Origin of the sequence: Leifsonia virtsii, assembly GCF_030433675.1 — a bacterium.
Lineage (GTDB): Bacteria > Actinomycetota > Actinomycetes > Actinomycetales > Microbacteriaceae > Leifsonia > Leifsonia virtsii.
In genome coordinates, this window is record NZ_JAROCB010000003.1 from 526,393 (window position 1) to 546,982 (window position 20,590).

At 65.0% G+C, this 20,590-nt stretch carries 13 protein-coding genes and 3 rRNA genes; 14 read left to right on the forward strand and 2 right to left on the reverse strand.

Translation table 11 applies throughout. The features are described 5' to 3' along the window. The first annotated feature begins 15 nt into the window (after positions 1-15). From P5G59_RS13530 to P5G59_RS13540, 3 genes are read left to right on the forward strand one after another with little or no spacing between them, the layout of a single operon-like run. Positions 16-1,587 carry an MmgE/PrpD family protein gene (locus P5G59_RS13530; protein WP_301219512.1) on the forward strand — a complete coding sequence of 524 codons (1,572 nt, stop codon included), beginning with the start codon at positions 16-18 and terminating at the stop codon, positions 1,585-1,587. Beyond that, complete coding sequence (prpB, locus tag P5G59_RS13535) at positions 1,588-2,487, forward strand: methylisocitrate lyase (RefSeq protein ID WP_301219513.1); 900 nt, start codon at positions 1,588-1,590, stop codon at positions 2,485-2,487. It begins immediately after the preceding gene. Positions 2,488-2,546: 59 nt separating this feature from the next. Continuing rightward, positions 2,547-3,674: a bifunctional 2-methylcitrate synthase/citrate synthase gene (locus P5G59_RS13540; RefSeq protein WP_301219514.1), complete on the forward strand. Its 1,128-nt coding sequence runs from the start codon at positions 2,547-2,549 to the stop codon at positions 3,672-3,674. 20 nt (positions 3,675-3,694) lie between these two features. Here P5G59_RS13540 and P5G59_RS13545 read toward each other — a convergent pair whose 3' ends face one another. Next, entirely contained in the window at positions 3,695-4,879 is a 1,185-nt protein-coding gene (locus P5G59_RS13545; RefSeq protein ID WP_301219515.1) for an acetyl-CoA C-acetyltransferase, read from the reverse strand. A gap of 64 nt (positions 4,880-4,943) precedes the next feature. On the opposite strand from P5G59_RS13545, the gene aspS reads away from it, so the two are divergent. After that, entirely contained in the window at positions 4,944-6,272 is a 1,329-nt protein-coding gene (gene aspS, locus P5G59_RS13550; protein ID WP_301219516.1) for an aspartate--tRNA(Asn) ligase, read from the forward strand. On the opposite strand, the gene P5G59_RS13555 is transcribed toward aspS, so the two are convergent. Then, positions 6,202-6,963: a JAB domain-containing protein gene (locus P5G59_RS13555; protein ID WP_301219517.1), complete on the reverse strand. Its 762-nt coding sequence runs from the start codon at positions 6,961-6,963 to the stop codon at positions 6,202-6,204. The two genes, aspS and P5G59_RS13555, sit on opposite strands and share 71 nt — an antisense overlap. Before the next feature lie 153 nt (positions 6,964-7,116). Between P5G59_RS13555 and P5G59_RS13560 the strand changes: the two genes are divergently transcribed. The 10 genes from P5G59_RS13560 to P5G59_RS13605 all read left to right on the forward strand — a co-directional run bounded on the left by P5G59_RS13560 (position 7,117) and on the right by P5G59_RS13605 (position 20,582). Next, complete coding sequence (locus tag P5G59_RS13560) at positions 7,117-7,788, forward strand: histidine phosphatase family protein (protein ID WP_301219518.1); 672 nt, start codon at positions 7,117-7,119, stop codon at positions 7,786-7,788. Then, positions 7,785-8,402: a TlpA disulfide reductase family protein gene (locus P5G59_RS13565; RefSeq protein WP_301219519.1), complete on the forward strand. Its 618-nt coding sequence runs from the start codon at positions 7,785-7,787 to the stop codon at positions 8,400-8,402. The genes P5G59_RS13560 and P5G59_RS13565 overlap by 4 nt, the downstream gene beginning before the upstream one ends. Position 8,403: 1 nt before the next feature. Then, on the forward strand, positions 8,404-9,144 hold the full coding sequence (locus P5G59_RS13570) for a cytochrome c biogenesis CcdA family protein (RefSeq protein ID WP_301219520.1): 741 nt from the start codon (positions 8,404-8,406) through the stop codon (positions 9,142-9,144). Further along, positions 9,128-10,756 (forward strand): cytochrome c biogenesis protein ResB, encoded by a 1,629-nt coding sequence (resB, locus tag P5G59_RS13575; protein ID WP_435871259.1) that lies wholly within the window; start codon positions 9,128-9,130, stop codon positions 10,754-10,756. The genes P5G59_RS13570 and resB overlap by 17 nt, the downstream gene beginning before the upstream one ends. Before the next feature lie 9 nt (positions 10,757-10,765). Further along, a complete protein-coding gene (ccsB, locus tag P5G59_RS13580; RefSeq protein WP_301219522.1) occupies positions 10,766-11,830 on the forward strand; it encodes a c-type cytochrome biogenesis protein CcsB in 1,065 nt (354 codons plus the stop codon). Between the two features lie 689 nt (positions 11,831-12,519). After that, positions 12,520-14,043, forward strand: a 16S ribosomal RNA gene (locus P5G59_RS13585). 428 nt (positions 14,044-14,471) lie between these two features. Then, positions 14,472-17,586, forward strand: a 23S ribosomal RNA gene (locus tag P5G59_RS13590). A 134-nt stretch (positions 17,587-17,720) separates the two neighbouring features. Continuing rightward, positions 17,721-17,837 (forward strand): 5S ribosomal RNA (gene rrf, locus P5G59_RS13595). Together the 16S, 23S and 5S rRNA genes form the textbook arrangement of a ribosomal RNA operon. A gap of 110 nt (positions 17,838-17,947) precedes the next feature. Continuing rightward, positions 17,948-19,588 (forward strand): hypothetical protein, encoded by a 1,641-nt coding sequence (locus tag P5G59_RS13600; protein WP_301219523.1) that lies wholly within the window; start codon positions 17,948-17,950, stop codon positions 19,586-19,588. Beyond that, positions 19,563-20,582, forward strand: a complete 1,020-nt coding sequence (locus tag P5G59_RS13605; protein WP_301219524.1) for an HAD-IIA family hydrolase — start codon at positions 19,563-19,565, stop codon at positions 20,580-20,582. Before P5G59_RS13600 ends, P5G59_RS13605 begins: the two co-directional genes overlap by 26 nt. Positions 20,583-20,590: the final 8 nt, after the last annotated feature.

The window sequence follows — 20,590 nt, forward strand, 5'->3', positions numbered from 1 at the left end:
AGGTAGGTTCGTTACGTGAAGCTCCACAACGTTCGTGTGCACAGCAGCGAAGAGAACCTCGCCCGGGAGGACCAGCTCGCGTGGAAGATCGCGGAGGTCGCGGCCGACCCGGTGGAGGTGGACCAGGAGGTCACCGAGATGGTGATCAACCGGGTCATCGACAATGCGGCGGTCGCCGCAGCATCTCTGACCCGGCGTCCGGTCGTCTCGGCCAGGTCGCAGGCGCTCGCCCACCCGATCCCGGTCCGCCAGCTGGAGGAGCTCACCGAGTCCGTCGGGCACCCGCAGGACGGCTCCACCGTGTTCGGCGAACCGGCCTCGGTCCGGGTCTCGCCGGAGTGGGCGGCGTGGGCCAACGGGGTGGCGGTGCGCGAACTCGACTACCACGACACCTTCCTCGCCGCCGAGTATTCGCACCCGGGTGACAACATCCCGCCGGTGATCGCGGTGGCGCAGCACGCGGCCCGCGCCTACGGCCTGACGGGCCGAGACCTCGTGCGCGGCATCGCCACGGGCTACGAGATCCAGATCGACCTCGCCAAGGCGATCAGCCTGCACCGTCACAAGATCGACCACGTCGCCCACCTCGGACCTTCCGCCGCCGCCGGCATCGGGACGCTGCTCGGCCTTCCGCCGGAGACGATCTACCAGGCGATCGGTCAAGCCCTGCACACCACGACGGCGACCCGTCAGTCGCGCAAGGGCGAGATCTCGAGCTGGAAGGCGCACGCGCCGGCGTTCGCCGGCAAGATGGCGGTCGAGGCGATCGACCGGGCCCTCCGCGGCGAGACCAGCCCGACGCCCATCTACGAGGGTGAGGACGGCGTCATCGCCTGGCTGCTGGATGGCCCCGACGCCTCGTACGATGTGCCGCTGCCCGGGCGCGGAGAGGCGAAGCGCGCCATCCTCGACTCGTACACCAAGGAGCACTCTGCCGAGTACCAGGCGCAAGCATGGATCGACCTGGCACGGAAGCTCCACCGCGAGCACCCGGAGGTGGCCGACGCGTCGCGCGTGGAGAGCATCGTCATCCACACCTCCCACCACACCCACTACGTGATCGGCTCGGGCGCGAACGACCCGCAGAAGTACGACCCGACGGCGTCGCGCGAGACGCTCGACCACAGCATCCCCTACATCTTCACCGTTGCGCTGCAGGACGGCGGCTGGCACCACGTGGAGTCGTACCTCCCGTCTCGCGCCGCGCGCCCGGACACGGTGGCACTCTGGGGCAAGGTGACCACGACCGAGGACCCCGAGTGGACGCGTCGGTACCACTCCACCAACCCTGCGGAGAAGGCGTTCGGCGGTCGCGTCGTGATCACGATGGCGGACGGACGCGTGTTCGAGGACGAGATCGCGGTGGCCGACGCGCATCCGTTGGGTGTGCGGCCCTTCGCACGAGCGGATTACGTCTCCAAGTTCCGCACCCTCGCCGCCGACGTGCTCGACGACGACGAGATCGAGCGCTTCCTCGGGCTGGCCGAGCGGCTCCCGGAGCTGACTGCCGCGGAGCTCGGCGGCCTCACCATCACCGCGCGAGCGGGCATCCTGGCGTCCGTGCCCGCACCGAAGGGACTGTTCTAGATGCTCTATTCGTCTGTTCCCGCACACGATAAGCGCGCAGCGTTCCGTTCGCGTCTCGCCTCGGGCGAGCTCATCCGGATGCCCGGCGCCTTCAACCCGCTCAGCGCCCGCCTGATCGAGCGCAAGGGTTTCGAGGGCGTCTACATCTCCGGCGCGGTGCTCTCGGCTGAGCTCGGCCTTCCCGACATCGGCCTCACCACCCAGACGGAGGTGGCGTCGCGTTCCGCCCAGATCGCCCGGATGACCGACCTCCCGGCGCTCGTCGACGCCGACACCGGGTTCGGCGAGCCGATGAACGTCGCGCGCACGGTGCAGGCCTTGGAGGACGCGGGAGTCGCCGGGCTGCACATCGAGGACCAGGTCAACCCGAAGCGCTGCGGCCACCTCGACGGTAAGCAGGTGGTGGACCAGGACACCGCGCTCAAGCGCATCCGGGCCGCCGTCGACGCCAGGCGCGACGACAACCTGCTCATCATGGCGCGCACCGACATCCGTGCGGTCGATGGTCTCGCGGCCGCCATCGACCGTGCGAAGGCCCTGGTGGATGCCGGAGCGGACGCCATCTTCCCGGAGGCGATGGCCGACCTCGCCGAGTTCGAGGCCGTTCGCTCTGCCATCGACGTCCCGGTGCTCGCCAACATGACCGAGTTCGGGAAGAGCGACCTCTTCACGGTCGAGCAGCTGCGCGACGTCGGCGTCAACATCGTCATCTGGCCCGTGTCGCTCCTCCGACTTGCGATGGGTGCCGCCGAACGCGGCCTCGATCAACTTCTCTCGGAGGGAACGTTGGAGCCGATGCTGGGCGCCATGCAGCATCGCGCTGACCTGTACGACCTGATTGACTACGAGGGCTACAACGCCTTCGACACCTCGGTGTACAACTTCGAGGTGCGCCGCTAGTACCCGTCTCACGTGACGCCGCCGATCGGCGGTGCACCGTTCGCAGCGAAGGAGCTCGCATGACCGACCCGGAGATCCACAAGGGACTGGCGGGCGTCGTCGTCGACACGACGACCATCTCGTCGGTGAACCCGCAGACCAACTCGCTGCTGTACCGCGGCTACCCGGTCCAGGAGCTGGCCGCGCACTGCTCGTTCGAGGAGGTCGCGTACCTGCTGTGGCACGGGGAGCTGCCGACGGACGACGAGCTCGTCGCGTTCGAATCGCTCGAGCGCTCCCTTCGCCGGCTGGACGACCGCACCCGCCGGGTGCTCGACGACATCCCCGCATCGGCGCACCCGATGGACGCACTGCGCACCGCGGTCAGCCAGCTCGGCGCGCTGGATGCGACGCTCGAGCAGGCGGACGGGGTGCTCGACCGTGACCTCAACGAAGGTCGTGCGCTCTACCTCCTCGCGCAGCTGCCGACGATCGTCGCGTACATCCAGCGTCGCCGCCGGGGCCTCGAGCCCGTCGAGCCGCGTGACGACCTCGACTACTCGCGGAACTTCCTGTGGGTCACGTTCGGCGAGGTTCCGGACGACGTGGTCGTCGACGCCTTCCGGGTCTCCCTGATCCTCTACGCGGAGCACTCGTTCAATGCCTCCACGTTCACCGCGCGAGTGATCGCCTCCACGCTCTCCGACGTCTACTCGGCGATCACCGGAGCGATCGGCGCGTTGAAGGGGCCACTGCACGGTGGGGCGAATGAGGCGGTCATGCACGCCTTCGACGAGATCCGGACGGCGGATCGGGCGGCCGATTGGCTGGACGAAGCGCTCGCCGAGAAGCGGAAGATCATGGGCTTCGGCCATCGCGTCTACAAGAACGGCGACTCCCGGGTGCCGACCATGCGCGCGGCGCTCGTGACGTTGATCGACCACTACGACCGGCAGGACATGCTCGACCTCTACGACGCACTCGAGAGCGCCATGGGCGAGCGCAAGAACATCAAGCCGAATCTCGACTATCCGTCGGGGCCCGCCTACAACCTGATGGGCTTCGACACCGAGACCTTCACGCCGCTGTTCGCAGCCGCTCGCGTCACAGGGTGGACCGCTCACGTGTTCGAGCAGTACGCGGCGAACTCCCTCATCAGGCCGCTCTCCCAGTACACCGGACCCGAGGAGCGCCACCTGGAGCGGTGACGCTGTCCACGGGGTGCGGCTCAGCGGTGGAGCAGCAGCGCATCGCCCTGTCCGCCGCCACCGCACAGGGCGACCGCCGCCCGACCGGAGCCGCGGCGGGCCAGTTCGTGGGCCGCGTGGCCGGCCAACCGGGCGCCGGACGCGCCGATCGGGTGTCCGAGGGCGATCGCACCGCCGTGGATGTTGACGTTCTCCCCATCCAGCCCCAGGTCTGCCATCGACTGGAGGGCGACCGCAGCGAAGGCCTCGTTGATCTCGATCAGGTCGAGCTCGGAGACGCCCCATCCCGCGCGGCGAAGAGCGGCGTCGATCGCGCGCGACGGCTGCGAGTGCAGCGAGTTGTCCGGGCCTGCGACCTGGCCGCTTGCGCCGACCATGGCGAGCCACGGCAGCCCGAGGCGTTCGGCGTTCGAGAGGCTCGTCAGCACGAGGGCTGCCGCGCCGTCGCTGAGCGGCGACGAGTTTCCCGCCGTCAACGTGCCGCCATCTGCGAAGCTCGGACGTAGTCCGGCGAGCGCCTCCGGCGTCGAGTCCGGCCGCACTCCCTCGTCCGTCGACACGACGATCGGGTCGCCCTTGCGCTGCGGGATGGTCACCGGGGCGATCTCGTCCTCGAAGACTCCACTGGCCGCTGCGGCGCCGGCACGCTGATGCGATCGGGCCGCGAACTCGTCTTGAGCCTGCCGCGTCAGCCCGAGCTTCTCCGTGTACCGCTCGGTGGAGGCGCCCATCGAGATCCCGTCGAACGCGTCGGTCAGCCCGTCGTGGGCGGCCGAGTCGAGCGCCTGGATGGACCCGTAGGTCCAGCCCATCCTCGATCCCGGCAGCACATGGGGCGCGTTCGTCATCGACTCCTGCCCGCCGGCGACCACGACCGTCGCCTCGCCCGTCCGGATGAGCCGTGCGGCGTCGATCACCGCCGCCAGCCCTGACAGGCAGACCTTGTTGATCGTCGTGGCGGGCACGTTCCAGCCGATGCCTGCTCCGATCGCCGTCTGTCGCGCGGGATTCTGACCGGCGCCCGCCTGGAGCACCTGGCCGAAGATGACCGTGTCGACCGCTTCGGCACCGATCCCCGACTTCTCGAGCGCCTTCCTGACGGCGACCGTCCCGAGTTGCACCGCGCTGAAGGACGCCAGCGCCCCTTTGATCTTCCCCAACGGGGTGCGCGCGGCGGACAGGATGACGACGTCGTCGGTACTCATGGGCTACTCCTTCGTGCCTGGTCCCTCCATTCTCACACCCGTCACCCGGGTAGGCTTGGGGCTCGTGACCGCACGCGTTTTGATCAAGGACCTGGCTGCTCTTCCCGACGGCCCCGTGAGCGTCGCCGGATGGGTCGAGACCGTCCGCGACCAGAAGAAGGTGCAGTTCGTCGTGCTGCGCGACGAGTCGGGAGCCGTTCAGCTGGTGAACCCGCGCACCGTCGGCGAGGACGGCGTCGTGGTCGCCGACGAGCCCGCCGTCACGATCTCCGGTCTCTCGCAGGGCACGTTCGTGCGCGCCTCCGGCGAGCTCAAGCATGACGAGCGAGTGAAACTCGGCGGCATCGAGATCCGTCTCACCTCGCTCGAGGTCGAGACCGCCGCCATCCCGGAGACCCCGATCGCCGCCGACAGCGGCATCGACAAGCGCATGGACTGGCGCTTCCTCGACCTGCGCGAACCGCGACACAACCTGATCTTCCGCGTGCAGACGACCTTCGAGCATGCGCTGCGGCAGTACTGGGTCGACAACGGCTTCGTCGAGATCCACACCCCCAAGCTGATGGCCTCGGCGTCCGAGTCGCGCGCCGAGCTGTTCGAGCTGCCGTACTTCGAGACCACCGCCTACCTGGCCCAGAGCCCGCAGATCTTCAAGCAGATGGCGCAGGCCGCCGGCTTCGGCCGCGTGTTCGAGATCGGCCCGGCGTTCCGCGCCGACCCGAGCTTCACGAGCCGTCACGCCACGGAGTTCACCAGCGTCGACACCGAGATCAGCTGGATCGACAGCCACGAAGACGTGATGAAGGTGCACGAGGAGCTCCTGGTGGCGGGGTTCACAGCGGTCAAGGAGAAGCACGGGGAGGAGATCGAACGCCTCTTCCGCGTCGAGGTCACCGTGCCGTCGACGCCCTTCCCGCGCATCCCTCTCGCCGAAGCCAAGCGCATCGTCGCCGAGCGCGGCTACGAGGTCCCGCGCGAGGACGACGACATGGACCCGGAGGGCGAGCGCCAGATCTCCGCCTACGTGAAGGAGCAGTACGGACACGAGTTCGTGTTCCTGACCGACTACGCGGCGAGCATCCGGCCGTACTACCACATGCGTCATCCCGAGGACCCGTCGATCACTCGCAGCTACGACCTCATCTTCAACGGGGTCGAGATCTCGACCGGCGCTCAGCGCGAGCACCGTGTCGACATCCTCGAGAAGCAGGCCGCAGAGAAGGGTCTGTCGGTGGAGGAGCTCGAGGATGTACTCGCGTTCTTCCGGTACGGCATCCCGCCGCACGGCGGCTTCGGGATGGGCCTCGCCCGCGTGCTGATGCTCATGCTGCACCTCTCGAACCTCCGCGAGACGACCTACCTCTTCCGCGGCCCGACCCGCCTGACCCCGTAACGCCCGAGCTGGCGACGGGCAACGCCGTCCAGCTCTCCCCGGCGACGAGGATGTGACCGAGGAACCGGAGCCCGAGGGTGGCTGCGGCCTGATCGAGCCGTCGGGTGAGCATGATGTCGGCCACGGATGCGTCCAGCACACCGGACGGATGGTTGTGCGCCACGGCGAACGATCGTCCTCCGCGGGTGAGTACCGCCTGCAGGACGTCGGCGGGCTGAACACTGGTCTCGTCGACACCGCCGTCGCGCATGAGCACGAGCTCGATCGGGCGAGCCGCGCGGTCCGCGACGACGATGAGGAAGCGCTCGGAGTCGCGGTGCAGCAGCTCGGGTCGGACGACCTCTGCGATGGTCTTGTGGTCGACCAGCCGCGTCCACGCCGAGGACGCTCCTGCCCGTCGCCAGATCTCGGTGATCGCGACGAGCCGCCCGGCCGTCGCCGGACCGACGCCGGGCAGTCGCTCGAGGCGGGCGAAGTCCATCGTCGCGAGGCCGGGGAACCCTCCGGTGCGGCGAAGGACGGAGCGGGCCAGTGCGAGCACGCTGCGGCCGGTCTGGCCCGAGCCGAGCACCAGTGCGAGCACTTCGTCGTCGGTGAGCGAACCGATGCCGAGGCGCCGCATCCGCTCACGTGGGCGGTCGTGGGTGGGGATGTCTGCAAGCGCTTCTCCCTGCTCTTCCTGGTCGGCCATGCATCGACGCTATGAACTCTCGAAGGCGTCGAGTCGGCCGGGCGGCAATCTGTGGACAACTGCTCACAGCGCCGACCCTGTGGACGGTTCCGTTGTCCACAGCCGCGCGGGCGCTCAGTGAATTCAAGGGAAGCTCCTCCGTAGACTGGAGCAGTGGTAGCGAGCCAAGTCCACCTCGTCCGTCATGGCGAGGTGTTCAATCCCGACGGCATCCTGTACGGCAGGCTGCCGGGCTTCGGCCTCTCCAAACTCGGGCACAGGATGGCGCAGGCCGCCGCCGACGAACTGCAGCAGCGGTCCCGGCCGGTCGGCGCGCTCCGCGTCTCGCCACTCCAGCGCACCCGCGAGTCCGCGGCGCCGATCGCTGCGGCCTTCGGCCTCGAACCGGTGATCGACGACGGCATCATCGAGCCGACCAACCGGTTCGAAGGCACCAAGATGAAGCTCGCCGTGCGCAAGCCCGCCTACTGGCCGTACCTCGTGAACCCGCTCCGCCCGAGCTGGGGCGAGGCGTACACGAGCATCGAGCGCCGGATGCTCGCCGCGGTGGAGCAGGCCTTCGACTCGGTCGAGTCGGGTGACGTCGTGCTGGTGAGCCACCAGCTCCCGATCTGGGTCACGCACCTCTCGGTCGCGGGCGAGCGTTTCCCGCACGACCCGCGCAAGCGGCGCTGCGCCCTCTCGAGCATCACCACCTTCGAGCGCGTGAGCGCCGAAGAAGAGGGTGCGGACGCCACCGAGAAGCGGCAGCGACTGGTCGAGGTCGGCTACGTCGAGCCGGCCGCGAGCCTCCAGGTCGCCGCCACGGACGTGGGTGCCGTGTGACCGCCGCATCCCGCCTCCGCGCCCGCCTGCTGCTGCCCATCGCCGCAGTCGCGGCCGCCACGACTCTGGTGCTGGCCGGCTGCACAGCCGACGACAGCCTCGCCAAGCAGTACCGTTCCGGAAACGGACAGAACTACATCGCGGGCGACGGCACGGTCAGCGAGTACGCCGACGCCAACCGTGGCGAGCCGGTGTCCTTCACCGGCACGCTGCAAGACGGAACGAAGGTCTCCTCGTCCGACTACGCGGGCAAGGTCCTGGTCGTCAACTTCTGGTACGCGGGCTGCCCACCCTGCCGGGTCGAGGCGCCCGACCTCGAGTCGCTGAGCCAGAAGTACGCCGCGCAAGGCGTCGACTTCCTCGGCGTCAACCTCTACGACTCGGCGCAGACCGCCGAGAGCTTCGAGAAGGACAAGGGCGTGACCTACCCCTCTGTCCTCGATCGAGACACCGGGTCGGTGCTGCTGGCCTTCAGCAAGACGGTCCCGCCCAAGGCGACGCCGACCACCCTCGTGGTGGACAAGAAGGGCCGGGTCGCCGCGCGCATCCTCGGCGCCATCCCGGGCAAGAGCATCCTCGACACCCTCATCTCCGACGCCGTGGCCGAGCACTGACGTGGGCGGCGTCGGTCAGATCGTCTTCAGCGGTCAGCTCCTGCTGGCTCTGCCGGTCGCGCTGCTCGCCGGCCTCGTGTCGTTCGCGTCGCCGTGCGTGCTTCCGCTCGTTCCCGGATACCTCGCGTACGTCGGAGGGATCAGCGACCCGGGGGCGAAGCGCGACCGGTCACGAGTGCTCACCGGCGTCGCGCTGTTCATCCTCGGCTTCGCTGTGGTCTTCATCGCGTACGGCGCCGCCTTCGGAGCTCTCGGGTTCTGGCTGGTGCGGTGGCAGGAGGTCGTCATCCGGGTGCTCGGCGCGCTCGTGATCGTGATGGGGCTCGTCTTCATCGGGCAGTTCTCGTTCCTGCAGCGCACCATCAAGCCGTCGTGGCGTCCGGCCACCGGGCTCATCGGCGCGCCACTGCTGGGCATCGTCTTCGGGCTGGGATGGACGCCGTGCATCGGCCCGACCCTCGCCGCGATCAGCGCGCTCAGCGTAGGAAGCGGTTCGCCCTGGCGCGGAGCGCTCCTCGGCCTGTTCTACTGCATCGGTCTCGGCATCCCGTTCCTGCTCGTGGCCCTCGGCTTCGACTGGGTGGCGGGGTCCGTCGCCTTCCTCAAGCGGCACATCCGTGCCATCAACATCATCGGCGGCGTGCTGCTGGTGGTCATCGGCGTGCTGATGGTCACCGGTCTGTGGAGCGAGCTGATGTCGCAGTTCCTGGCGGTGATCCAAGGTTTTGAGCCGGCCCTCTGATCACATCGACGTCGTCCCTCCGCGGGAGGACCCTGACGTCGTGCAGCCGAGACTGGGTCCCGTCGGCTGGCTGCGCTGGTTCTGGCGGCAGCTGACGAGCATGCGCACGGCGCTGTTCCTCCTGCTGTTGCTGGCGATCGCGGCCGTGCCCGGTTCCCTCGTCCCGCAGCGCAGTTCCGACCCGAACGGCGTGACGAAGTACTTCACCGACAACCCGCAGCTGGCGCCGGTGCTGGACAAGCTCCAGGCCTTCGACGTCTACACGTCGGTGTGGTTCTCGGCGATCTACCTGCTGCTGTTCGCCTCGCTCATCGGGTGCATCATCCCGCGCACCAAGCACCACTTCGACGCGATGCGCGCGAAGCCGCCGAAGACGCCGGTGCGACTGACGCGCATGGCCGGCTACCAGGCGCGCACCCTGCCGGCGGCTCTCCGAGCCGACGCACCGGACCCGATCCTGTCCGCGCGGGAGGTGCTGAAGGCGAACCACTACCGGGTGGCGCTTTATCAGGACGCGCGGTCCACGTCGGTCTCGGCGGAGCGCGGGTACCTGCGCGAGACCGGCAACCTGGTGTTCCACATCGCGCTGCTGGGGGTGCTGCTCGCCATCGGCGTCGGTGGCGGCTTCGGGTACACCGGCCAGAAGATCGTGGTCGAGGGCCAGAGCTTCGTGAACAGCCTTCCCTCTTACAACTCGTTCAATCCCGGGCGGTTCTTCAGCGACGCGTCCCTTGCGCCGTTCTCGATCGCGGTCGACAAACTCGATGTGCGGTACGAGACCAAGAATCGGGATGCGATCGGAACGCCTCTGGACTACACCGCCCACGTGAAGACCACGGGCCCTGGGGACACGACCTCCGACACGACGATCAAGGTGAACGACCCGCTCGCGATCGGCGGCACCAACGTCTACCTCCTCGGAAACGGGTACGCGCCGACCATCACGGTCAAGAACACGGCGGGCAAGGTCGTCTTCAACGACTCGGTCCCATTCATCCCGCAGGCCGACCCGAACCTCACCTCGCTCGGGTTCGTCAAGATCCCGGACGGGCTGAAGGAGCAGGTCGGCATGATCGGCTTCTTCTACCCGACGGTCACCGAGAGCGAGACGGCGAAGGGGGCGCTCGCCTCCAAGTTCCCCGGGCTCGAGGATCCGGTGCTGAGTCTCAACGTGTACGCGGGCGACCTCGGCGTCGACGACGGCGTCCCGCAATCCGTCTACAGCCTCAACACCGACACGCTGGAACAGCTGGCCGGACCACCGACCAAGACCAAGGCCCTCGAGCTGAAGCCGGGCCAGACGGTCGAGCTCCCGAACAAGCTCGGGACCATCACGCTCGACGGGGTGAAGCGATTCGCCACCCTCGAAGTGCACCATGACCCCGCGCAGGTGTGGGTGCTCGTCTTCGCCGTGCTGATCCTCGCGGGCCTGCTGACGTCGCTGTTCGTGCCACGGCGCCGGCTGTGGATCAAGGCCATCGAGAACGAGGACGGTTCCCTCGCCCTCGAATACGCCGGGCTCGCCCGCGGCGACGACCCGAACCTCCTGGCCGCGGTGACCGCGGTGGCGGATCAGCATTCTCATGCCCTGACCGGGCGCCCGACGATTTAGGCTGGCATCGTGACCGAAACCCTCGCTCAACTCTCGACCGTGTTCTTGTACGCGGCGATGGGACTCTACGCAGCGGCGTTCATCGCCTTCGCGCTCGACCTCGCCCGGCGGGGGGCGAGGGCGACGGCGGTCGAGGCGGCAGTGGTGCCGAGCGCGGTCGCCCGGCGGGCCGAGGCGTCCACACCGGTGGGGGCGCCCACGACCGCGATCATCGGCGTGGGCCCTGGGGATTCGTCCCCGCCGTCGTCGGCGCTCGGCCGACTGTCATCCCGGATCAGCTCCAAGGTCGAGGACGACCTCGTGAACGGGTCCGCGAACTCGGCGTCGATGAGGTGGGCCTTCGCGCTGACCATCGTCGGCTTCGCCTTCCACCTCGTCGCCGTCGTGCTGCGCGGCATCGCCGCGGCGCGAGTCCCGTGGGCGAACATGTGGGAGTTCTCGATGACGGGGACCCTGGTGATCATCGGGGTGTTCCTTGTCGCCAACCTCAAGTGGCAGATCAAGTACATCGGCACCTTCGTGCTCGGGCTGGTCCTCGTGCTCCAGGGCATCGCGCTGTTGCGGTACTACGTGCCGGTGGTGCCATTGCAGCCGGCGCTCCAGTCGTACTGGCTCGTCATCCACATCATCGTGGCCGTGCTGGGCACGGCGTTCTTCGCTCTCGGGTTCGCCCTGTCGGGCCTGCAGCTGCTGCAGTACCGACGCGAGCGGCAGGTCGCGGAGTCGCGGCCTCAGCAGTTCCGGTTCCTCGCGACCCTTCCGAACTCGGTGGTGCTGGAGAACCTGGCGTACCGGATCAACATCGTCGGCTTCATCGCCTGGACCTTCACGCTGATCGCCGGCGCGATCTGGGCCGAGAAGGCGTGGGGCCGGTACTGGGGCTGGGACACCAAGGAGGTGTGGACCTTCATCATCTGGGTGATCTACGCCGGGTACATCCATGCGCGTGCCACGCGCGGCTGGCGCGGATCCCGTTCCGCGTGGCTCGCGATCATCGGATTCGCCGCGGTGCTGTTCAACTTCGGCATCGTCAACGTGTTCTTCCACGGACTTCACGCCTACTCGGGTCTGTGATCGACCGGTCCCGATCACGATCGAACCCCCTCCGGAAGCCGCCGGCTTCTGGAGGGGGTTCTGTCGTTTCAGGACGGGGTGGCGGTGAAGATCCGCGGAATCTCGCGGAAGTCAAGCGCGACACGCCCGGGATGCGGGCCGAATTTGCGACGTCCCGGAGGCCTGCGTAAAGTACTTACTTGTCACCCCAAAGGTGCGGGAGAGCGGAAGAGCTCCCCGGCCTCAAGCGGGACCAAATCCAAAGCCTAGCGGCAAACCTGAACTTGAATTAGTTCGCTTGCTGCGCTTAGGATTAACACCCACTCACTGAGCAGGTCTAACCGGTCTGGATCGTGTGAATCGGTTGTGCCCACCACATATCGGGCCAACGAGGAACACGAAACGCCGACTTGACAAACTGACTGAGAGTGGTAAGGTAGAGAAGTTGCCTCGCAGAGACAGCCGGAAGGTTGAAAGGCGAGAGCGTCCGATCCTTGAGAACTCAACAGCGTGCACAATGTCAAATGCCAAACAACCTCGGCATTGACCTTCTAGACACAGTCTAGTGGTTGATGCGAGATTCCTTTGGATTAGAAACAGAATGTCAGTAGATATTCGAAACTAGTCAAGACAAACTCGCAGTACGAGGGCATATTTCCTGCCCGAGTCTGCACTATGTTTCCAGTCGCTTGCGACTTGGAGCTAAACATTTTACGGAGAGTTTGATCCTGGCTCAGGACGAACGCTGGCGGCGTGCTTAACACATGCAAGTCGAACGATGAACCTGGAGCTTGCTCTAGGGAATTAGTGGCGAACGGGTGAGTAACACGTGAGTAACCTGCCCTTGACTCTGGGATAACCTCCGGAAACGGAAGCTAATACCGGATATGACGCACGGAGGCATCTCCTGTGCGTGGAAAGAACTTCGGTCAAGGATGGACTCGCGGCCTATCAGGTAGTTGGTGAGGTAACGGCCCACCAAGCCTACGACGGGTAGCCGGCCTGAGAGGGTGACCGGCCACACTGGGACTGAGACACGGCCCAGACTCCTACGGGAGGCAGCAGTGGGGAATATTGCACAATGGGCGCAAGCCTGATGCAGCAACGCCGCGTGAGGGATGACGGCCTTCGGGTTGTAAACCTCTTTTAGTAGGGAAGAAGCGAAAGTGACGGTACCTGCAGAAAAAGCACCGGCTAACTACGTGCCAGCAGCCGCGGTAATACGTAGGGTGCGAGCGTTGTCCGGAATTATTGGGCGTAAAGAGCTCGTAGGCGGTCTGTCGCGTCTGCTGTGAAAACCCGAGGCTCAACCTCGGGCCTGCAGTGGGTACGGGCAGACTAGAGTGCGGTAGGGGAGAATGGAATTCCTGGTGTAGCGGTGGAATGCGCAGATATCAGGAGGAACACCGATGGCGAAGGCAGTTCTCTGGGCCGTAACTGACGCTGAGGAGCGAAAGCGTGGGGAGCGAACAGGATTAGATACCCTGGTAGTCCACGCCGTAAACGTTGGGCGCTAGATGTGGGGACCATTCCACGGTTTCCGTGTCGCAGCTAACGCATTAAGCGCCCCGCCTGGGGAGTACGGCCGCAAGGCTAAAACTCAAAGGAATTGACGGGGGCCCGCACAAGCGGCGGAGCATGCGGATTAATTCGATGCAACGCGAAGAACCTTACCAAGGCTTGACATACACGAGAACGCCCTAGAAATAGGGAACTCTTTGGACACTCGTGAACAGGTGGTGCATGGTTGTCGTCAGCTCGTGTCGTGAGATGTTGGGTTAAGTCCCGCAACGAGCGCAACCCTCGTTCTATGTTGCCAGCGCGTAATGGCGGGAACTCATAGGAGACTGCCGGGGTCAACTCGGAGGAAGGTGGGGATGACGTCAAATCATCATGCCCCTTATGTCTTGGGCTTCACGCATGCTACAATGGCCGGTACAAAGGGCTGCAATACCGTAAGGTGGAGCGAATCCCAAAAAGCCGGTCTCAGTTCGGATTGAGGTCTGCAACTCGACCTCATGAAGTCGGAGTCGCTAGTAATCGCAGATCAGCAACGCTGCGGTGAATACGTTCCCGGGCCTTGTACACACCGCCCGTCAAGTCATGAAAGTCGGTAACACCCGAAGCCGGTGGCCCAACCCTTGTGGAGGGAGCCGTCGAAGGTGGGATCGGTGATTAGGACTAAGTCGTAACAAGGTAGCCGTACCGGAAGGTGCGGCTGGATCACCTCCTTTCTAAGGAGCATCTGGCACCCTCGGGTGTCCAGGCGCCGGATCTGAGCGAACGTCTCAGCCGGTTAGCTCATGGGTGGAACATTGACATTGGTGCGGAGCCGAACGGCTCGAACCCAGTACGCCTCTTGCAGGTAGGAACGGTTCGGACCCGGAAGCCCTGCACATGCACGCTGTTGGGTCCTGAGGGACCGGACCTCATCCGAACGGATGAGAACCGAATCCTCTGGACCTTTTCTGGTCGGCCATAACTGGGCCGGCGGAGAAGGTACCGCCCGTACTTTGAGAACTACACAGTGGACGCGAGCATCTTAGATTCGAACCTTCGGGTTCGGATCACAGATCAAAGCAGTACTTCATGTACTGACTTATAGATCATTGGTCAATCTCCTCATCTTCGGATGAGGCGATCGATTCTAAAACTCATGTGATTTCAAGTTTCTAAGAGCAAACGGTGGATGCCTTGGCATCTGGAGCCGAAGAAGGACGTAGTAATCTGCGATAAGCCTCGGGGAGCTGATAAACGAGCTTTGATCCGAGGATCTCCGAATGGGGAAACCCCGCTGGGCCCTTTATGGTGACCCAGTGACTCCCGCCTGAATATATAGGGCGGGTAGAGGGAACGTGGGGAAGTGAAACATCTCAGTACCCACAGGAAGAGAAAGCAAAAGCGATTCCGTTAGTAGTGGCGAGCGAAACCGGAAGAGGCTAAACCGATCATGTGTGATAGCCGGCAGGCGTTGCATGGTCGGGGTTGCGGGACTTTTCAGCAGCTTCTGCCGAACTGCAAGCGTTACAAAGGATGATAGGTGAATGGCATTGAAAGGCCAGCCACAGCGGGTGCCAGCCCCGTAACCGAAATTGTCCAATGGCGCGAGAAGTATCCCAAGTAGCACGGGGCCCGAGAAATCCCGTGTGAATCTGTCAGGACCACCTGATAAGCCTAAATACTCCCAGATGACCGATAGCGGACAAGTACCGTGAGGGAAAGGTGAAAAGTACCCCGGGAGGGGAGTGAAATAGTACCTGAAACCGTTTGCTTACAAACCGTTGGAGCCTCCTTGTAGGGGTGACAGCGTGCCTTTTGAAGAATGAGCCTGCGAGTTAGCGATATGTGGCGAGGTTAACCCGTGAGGGGTAGCCGTAGCGAAAGCGAGTCTGAATAGGGCGATTCAGTCGCATGTCCTAGACCCGAAGCGAAGTGATCTATCCATGGCCAGGTTGAAGCGACGGTAAGACGTCGTGGAGGACCGAACCCACTTAGGTTGAAAACTGAGGGGATGAGCTGTGGATAGGGGTGAAAGGCCAATCAAACTTCGTGATAGCTGGTTCTCTCCGAAATGCATTTAGGTGCAGCGTTGCGTGTTTCTTGCCGGAGGTAGAGCTACTGGATGGCCGATGGGCCCCAAAAGGTTACTGACGTCAGCCAAACTCCGAATGCCGGTAAGTGAGAGCGCAGCAGTGAGACGGTGGGGGATAAGCTTCATCGTCGAGAGGGAAACAACCCAGACCACCAACTAAGGTCCCTAAGCGCGTGCTAAGTGGGAAAGGATGTGGAGTTGCACAGACAACCAGGAGGTTGGCTTAGAAGCAGCCACCCTTGAAAGAGTGCGTAATAGCTCACTGGTCAAGTGATTCCGCGCCGACAATGTAACGGGGCTCAAGCACGCCACCGAAGTTGTGGCATTGACACTATTGGTAGGCCTTCGTGGTCCAGCCGTGTTGATGGGTAGGAGAGCGTCGTGTGGCGAGTGAAGCGGCGGTGTAAACCAGCCGTGGACGCCACACGAGTGAGAATGCAGGCATGAGTAGCGAAAGACGGGTGAGAAACCCGTCCTCCGAAAGACCAAGGGTTCCAGGGCCAGGCTAATCCGCCCTGGGTAAGTCGGGACCTAAGGCGAGGCCGACAGGCGTAGTCGATGGACAACGGGTTGATATTCCCGTACCGGCGAAGAACCGCCCAAGCTAATCCAGTGGTGCTAAGAGTCCTAATCCTGGACACGGATCCCTTCGGGGTGAAGGTCCGGGCCTAACGCTCGACCCCATGCTGGTGCGGCTAGCGTATTAACAGGTGTGACGCAGGAAGGTAGCCCAGCCGGGCGATGGTTGTCCCGGTGTAAGTGTGTAAGCCGAGAGATAGGCAAATCCGTCTCTCATATAGGCCCAGGCACGATGCGTAGTCTTCATTGACGAAATGGGTGATCCTATGCTGCCGAGAAAAGCATCGACGCGAGGTTCCAGCCGCCCGTACCCCAAACCGACTCAGGTGGTCAGGTAGAGAATACCAAGGAGATCGAGAGAATCGTGGTTAAGGAACTCGGCAAAATGCCCCCGTAACTTCGGGAGAAGGGGGGCCTGAGGCGTGAACGGACTTGCTCCGGGAGCGTTTGAAGGCCGCAGAGACCAGTGGGAAGCGACTGTTTACTAAAAACACAGGTCCGTGCGAAGTCGCAAGACGATGTATACGGACTGACGCCTGCCCGGTGCTGGAAGGTTAAGAGGAAGGGTTAGCTTCGGCGAAGCTCAGAATTTAAGCCCCAGTAAACGGCGGTGGTAACTATAACCATCCTAAGGTAGCGAAATTCCTTGTCGGGTAAGTTCCGACCTGCACGAATGGCGTAACGACTTCCCAGCTGTCTCAACCGCGAACTCGGCGAAATTGCACTACGAGTAAAGATGCTCGTTACGCGCAGCAGGACGGAAAGACCCCGTGACCTTTACTACAGCTTGGTATTGGTGTTCGGTGTGGCTTGTGTAGGATAGGTGGGAGACTTTGAAGCCGGCACGCCAGTGTCGGTGGAGTCATTGTTGAAATACCACTCTGGTCACTCTGGATATCTAACTTAGAACCGTAATCCGGTTCAGGGACAGTGCCTGGTGGGTAGTTTAACTGGGGCGGTTGCCTCCCAAAAAGTAACGGAGGCGCCCAAAGGTTCCCTCAACCTGGTTGGCAATCAGGTGTCGAGTGTAAGTGCACAAGGGAGCTTGACTGTGAGACTGACAAGTCGAGCAGGGACGAAAGTCGGGACTAGTGATCCGGCAGTGGCTTGTGGAAGCGCTGTCGCTCAACGGATAAAAGGTACCTCGGGGATAACAGGCTGATCTTGCCCAAGAGTCCATATCGACGGCATGGTTTGGCACCTCGATGTCGGCTCGTCGCATCCTGGGGCTGGAGTAGGTCCCAAGGGTTGGGCTGTTCGCCCATTAAAGCGGTACGCGAGCTGGGTTTAGAACGTCGTGAGACAGTTCGGTCCCTATCCGCTGCGCGCGTAGGAAATTTGAGAGGATCTGACCCTAGTACGAGAGGACCGGGTTGGACGAACCTCTGGTGTGCCAGTTGTTCTGCCAAGAGCACCGCTGGTTAGCTACGTTCGGGATGGATAACCGCTGAAAGCATCTAAGCGGGAAGCCGGCCTCAAGATGAGATTTCCATGCCTTCGGGCGAGAGGCTCCCAGCTAGACTACTGGGTTGATAGGCCGGATGTGGAAGTGGGGACTAAAGACCCATGGAGCTGACCGGTACTAATAAGCCGATAACTTGATAATCACCACTCTCATAAACGTTGTAAGGCAGCTATGAGGGGCCCAAGATTGTTCGCGTCCACTATGTGGTTCTCGATGTACGGTCGAGAACTGATTCGAGCTAACGCTCGACGTTCACTTTGATACATCAATAGTGTTTCGGCGGCCATAGCGAGAGGGAAACGCCCGGTTACATTCCGAACCCGGAAGCTAAGACTCTCTGCGCCGATGGTACTGCAGGGGGGACCCTGTGGGAGAGTAGGACACCGCCGGACTTCTTTGTGAGATGGCCACCCAGTGATGGGTGGCCATTTCGCGTTAACGGGGTCGTACAGTTCCGAGACAATGGCGGCGATCGACCCCGCCGATTTCGACAGGAGAAGCCGTGAGCGAGACACCGGCAGACGACAACACCCGTAACGACCGCAGCGGTCGCGGTTCGCAGTCGAACCGTCCCGAGCGCGGCGATGGTCGCCGTCCGTCCAGCGGCTCCTCCGCCGGGCGGTCGCGGGCGGCCGGCGCTTCCAGGGATCGCTCATCCGGCGCCGGCGGCGCGTCGTGGCGCGGTGGGCGCCCGTCCGGATCCGGCGACGGCGAAAACCGCCGAGGCGGAGGGTCGAGCTCGGATCGCGGATACCGTGGCCGCGACCAGCAAGGCGCGAGCCGTGGCCGCGACGGCCAGCGCGACGGCGGATACCGCGGCCGTGACGGCAAGTCCGGCGGTTACGACCGCCGCGAAGGTCAGGGCGGCGGCTATCGAGGCAACGACGACCAGCGCGACGGCGGCTACCGGAGCCGCGACGGCCAGCGCGACGGCGGCTACCGTGGGCGTCCCGGTCAGGGCGGCGGTGCCTCTCGAGGACGTGACGGTGTCGGATATCGCAGCCGTGACGGTCAGGAGGCGGGCGGCTACCGCGGCCGCGACGGTCAGAGCGGTGGATACCGCGGTCGCGACGAGCAGCGTGGCGGCTACCGTGGGCGCGACGGCCAGGGTGCGGCGCCCCGCCGCGACGGAGAGGGAAGACCTCAGCGCGCTGGCGGCGCGCGCGACGGCCGGCCGCCTCAGGTCGACCGCAAGCCGTGGTCGGCCGGATCGCGGGCCGGTGGTCCGCGACGCGACGACAAGCTCTGGACCCGCGAGGGACGTCCCGCGCGCGGCGACCGCGACGCTCGCGACCAGAACAACCGGAGCGACGAGGAATACCGCCTGTCGCGGGAACTGCAGTCGGTTCGTCCCCGCCACGACGACCCTGTCATCCCGGACGACGTGCAGGCGCGAGATCTTCCGAACGAAGCGCGCGTCGAGCTCAAGACGCTGAGCAAGGACAACTCGGACTGGGTGGCCAAGCACCTCGTGATGGCCGGCCGGCTGATCGAGTCGGACCCGGCCGCGGCGCACAGTCATGCGCTGTCCGCTGCCCGGCGTGCGGGAAGGGTGGCCGTGGTGCGCGAGACGCTGGCGATCACCGCGTACGCGACCGGCGACTTCGCGCTCGCCCTCCGCGAGCTGCGCACGTATCGCCGCATCTCCGGTTCCAACGACCAGCTGCCGCTGATGGTCGACAGCGAGCGCGGTGTGGGCCGACCTGACCGGGCGCTCGAGCTGGGTCGCTCGGTCGACCGGGCGACCCTCCCCGCCGACGTCCAGGTGTCGCTCGCGATCGCCATGTCGGGTGCCCGTCTCGACCTTGGGCAGCCCGAGGCCGCGCTCGCGGAGCTCGAGATCCCGCAGCTCGACCCCGACCGTGCGTTCAGCTACAGTGCGGACCTCTTCCACGCGTACGCCGAGGTGCTCGAGGAGCTGGGCCGAGACACTGATGCCGAACGCTGGCGCGAACGGGCGACCAGGGCGGAGGAGGCCCTGGTCGAGGCCGGACTGATGGACGAGCACGAGACCGTCGACATCGTCGAAGAGGAGCTCGACCTCGACGGGACGGTCGACGAAACCGTGGAGGAGGGTGCGGATGCCTCCACACCCGACGAGGAGGATGAGCCGAACGATGGCACTGTTCCGACGGAGCACTGAGATGCGCACTCCGCTCGACGGCGTCGACCTGGTCCTCGCGGACCTCGACGGCGTCGTCTACAAAGGTCCCGACGCCATCCCTCACGCCATCGACAGCCTCAACGGCGTCGCTGCAACCGTGCGAGTCGGTTACATCACGAACAACGCGTCGCGCACGGATGCGGCCGTCGCCGGTCATCTCAGCGACCTCGGGCTGCGCGTCCAGCCGTCCGATGTCGTCACCTCGCCGCAGGCGGCCGTGAGGCTGCTGGGCCAGCACGTCCCCGCCGGCTCGGCCGTCCTGGTCGTCGGCGGCGACGGGCTCGTGGACGAGGTGCAGAAGGGCGGCTTCACGGTGACCCGCTCCGCAGAGGACGATCCCGCAGCGGTGATCCAGGGCTTCGCGCCGGAGGTCGGCTGGGAGCAGCTGGCCGAAGCCGCGTTCGCGCTCCAGGGGCGCACCGACACCGAACGGCCGTGGATCGCGACCAACACCGACTGGACCATCCCCGTCAAGCGAGGCATAGCGCCGGGCAACGGGACGCTCGTCTCGGCCGTGCACACCGCGGTCGGGCGCCTGCCGATCGTCGCAGGCAAGCCCGAGCGGGCCATCTTCGACGAGGCGGTTGCGCGCTTCGGTGCGCACAAGCCGCTGTTCATCGGCGACCGACTCGACACCGACGTGTTGGGCGCGAACCGCGCGGGCATCGACTCGGTGCTGGTGCTGACCGGCATCGACCGGGCCAAGCAGCTGCTCGCCGCGGACGCCGACTCGCGGCCCACCTACGTCCTGGAGGACCTGCGCGGGCTCAACGAGCCGTACCCCGAGGTGCGGACCGCGCGGAACGGCGCCGTCACCATTCGGGACGCGACCGTCGCAATCGAAGGCAACGACGTGCGCATCCTCTCGGAGGGCTCGAACGAGGTCGACCTGCTGCGCGCGGCATGCGCCGCGATCTGGGGCTCCGGACGACCGATCTACGCGCTCGAGGTTCCCGAGCGCCTCTACAGCTGACGCCTCCG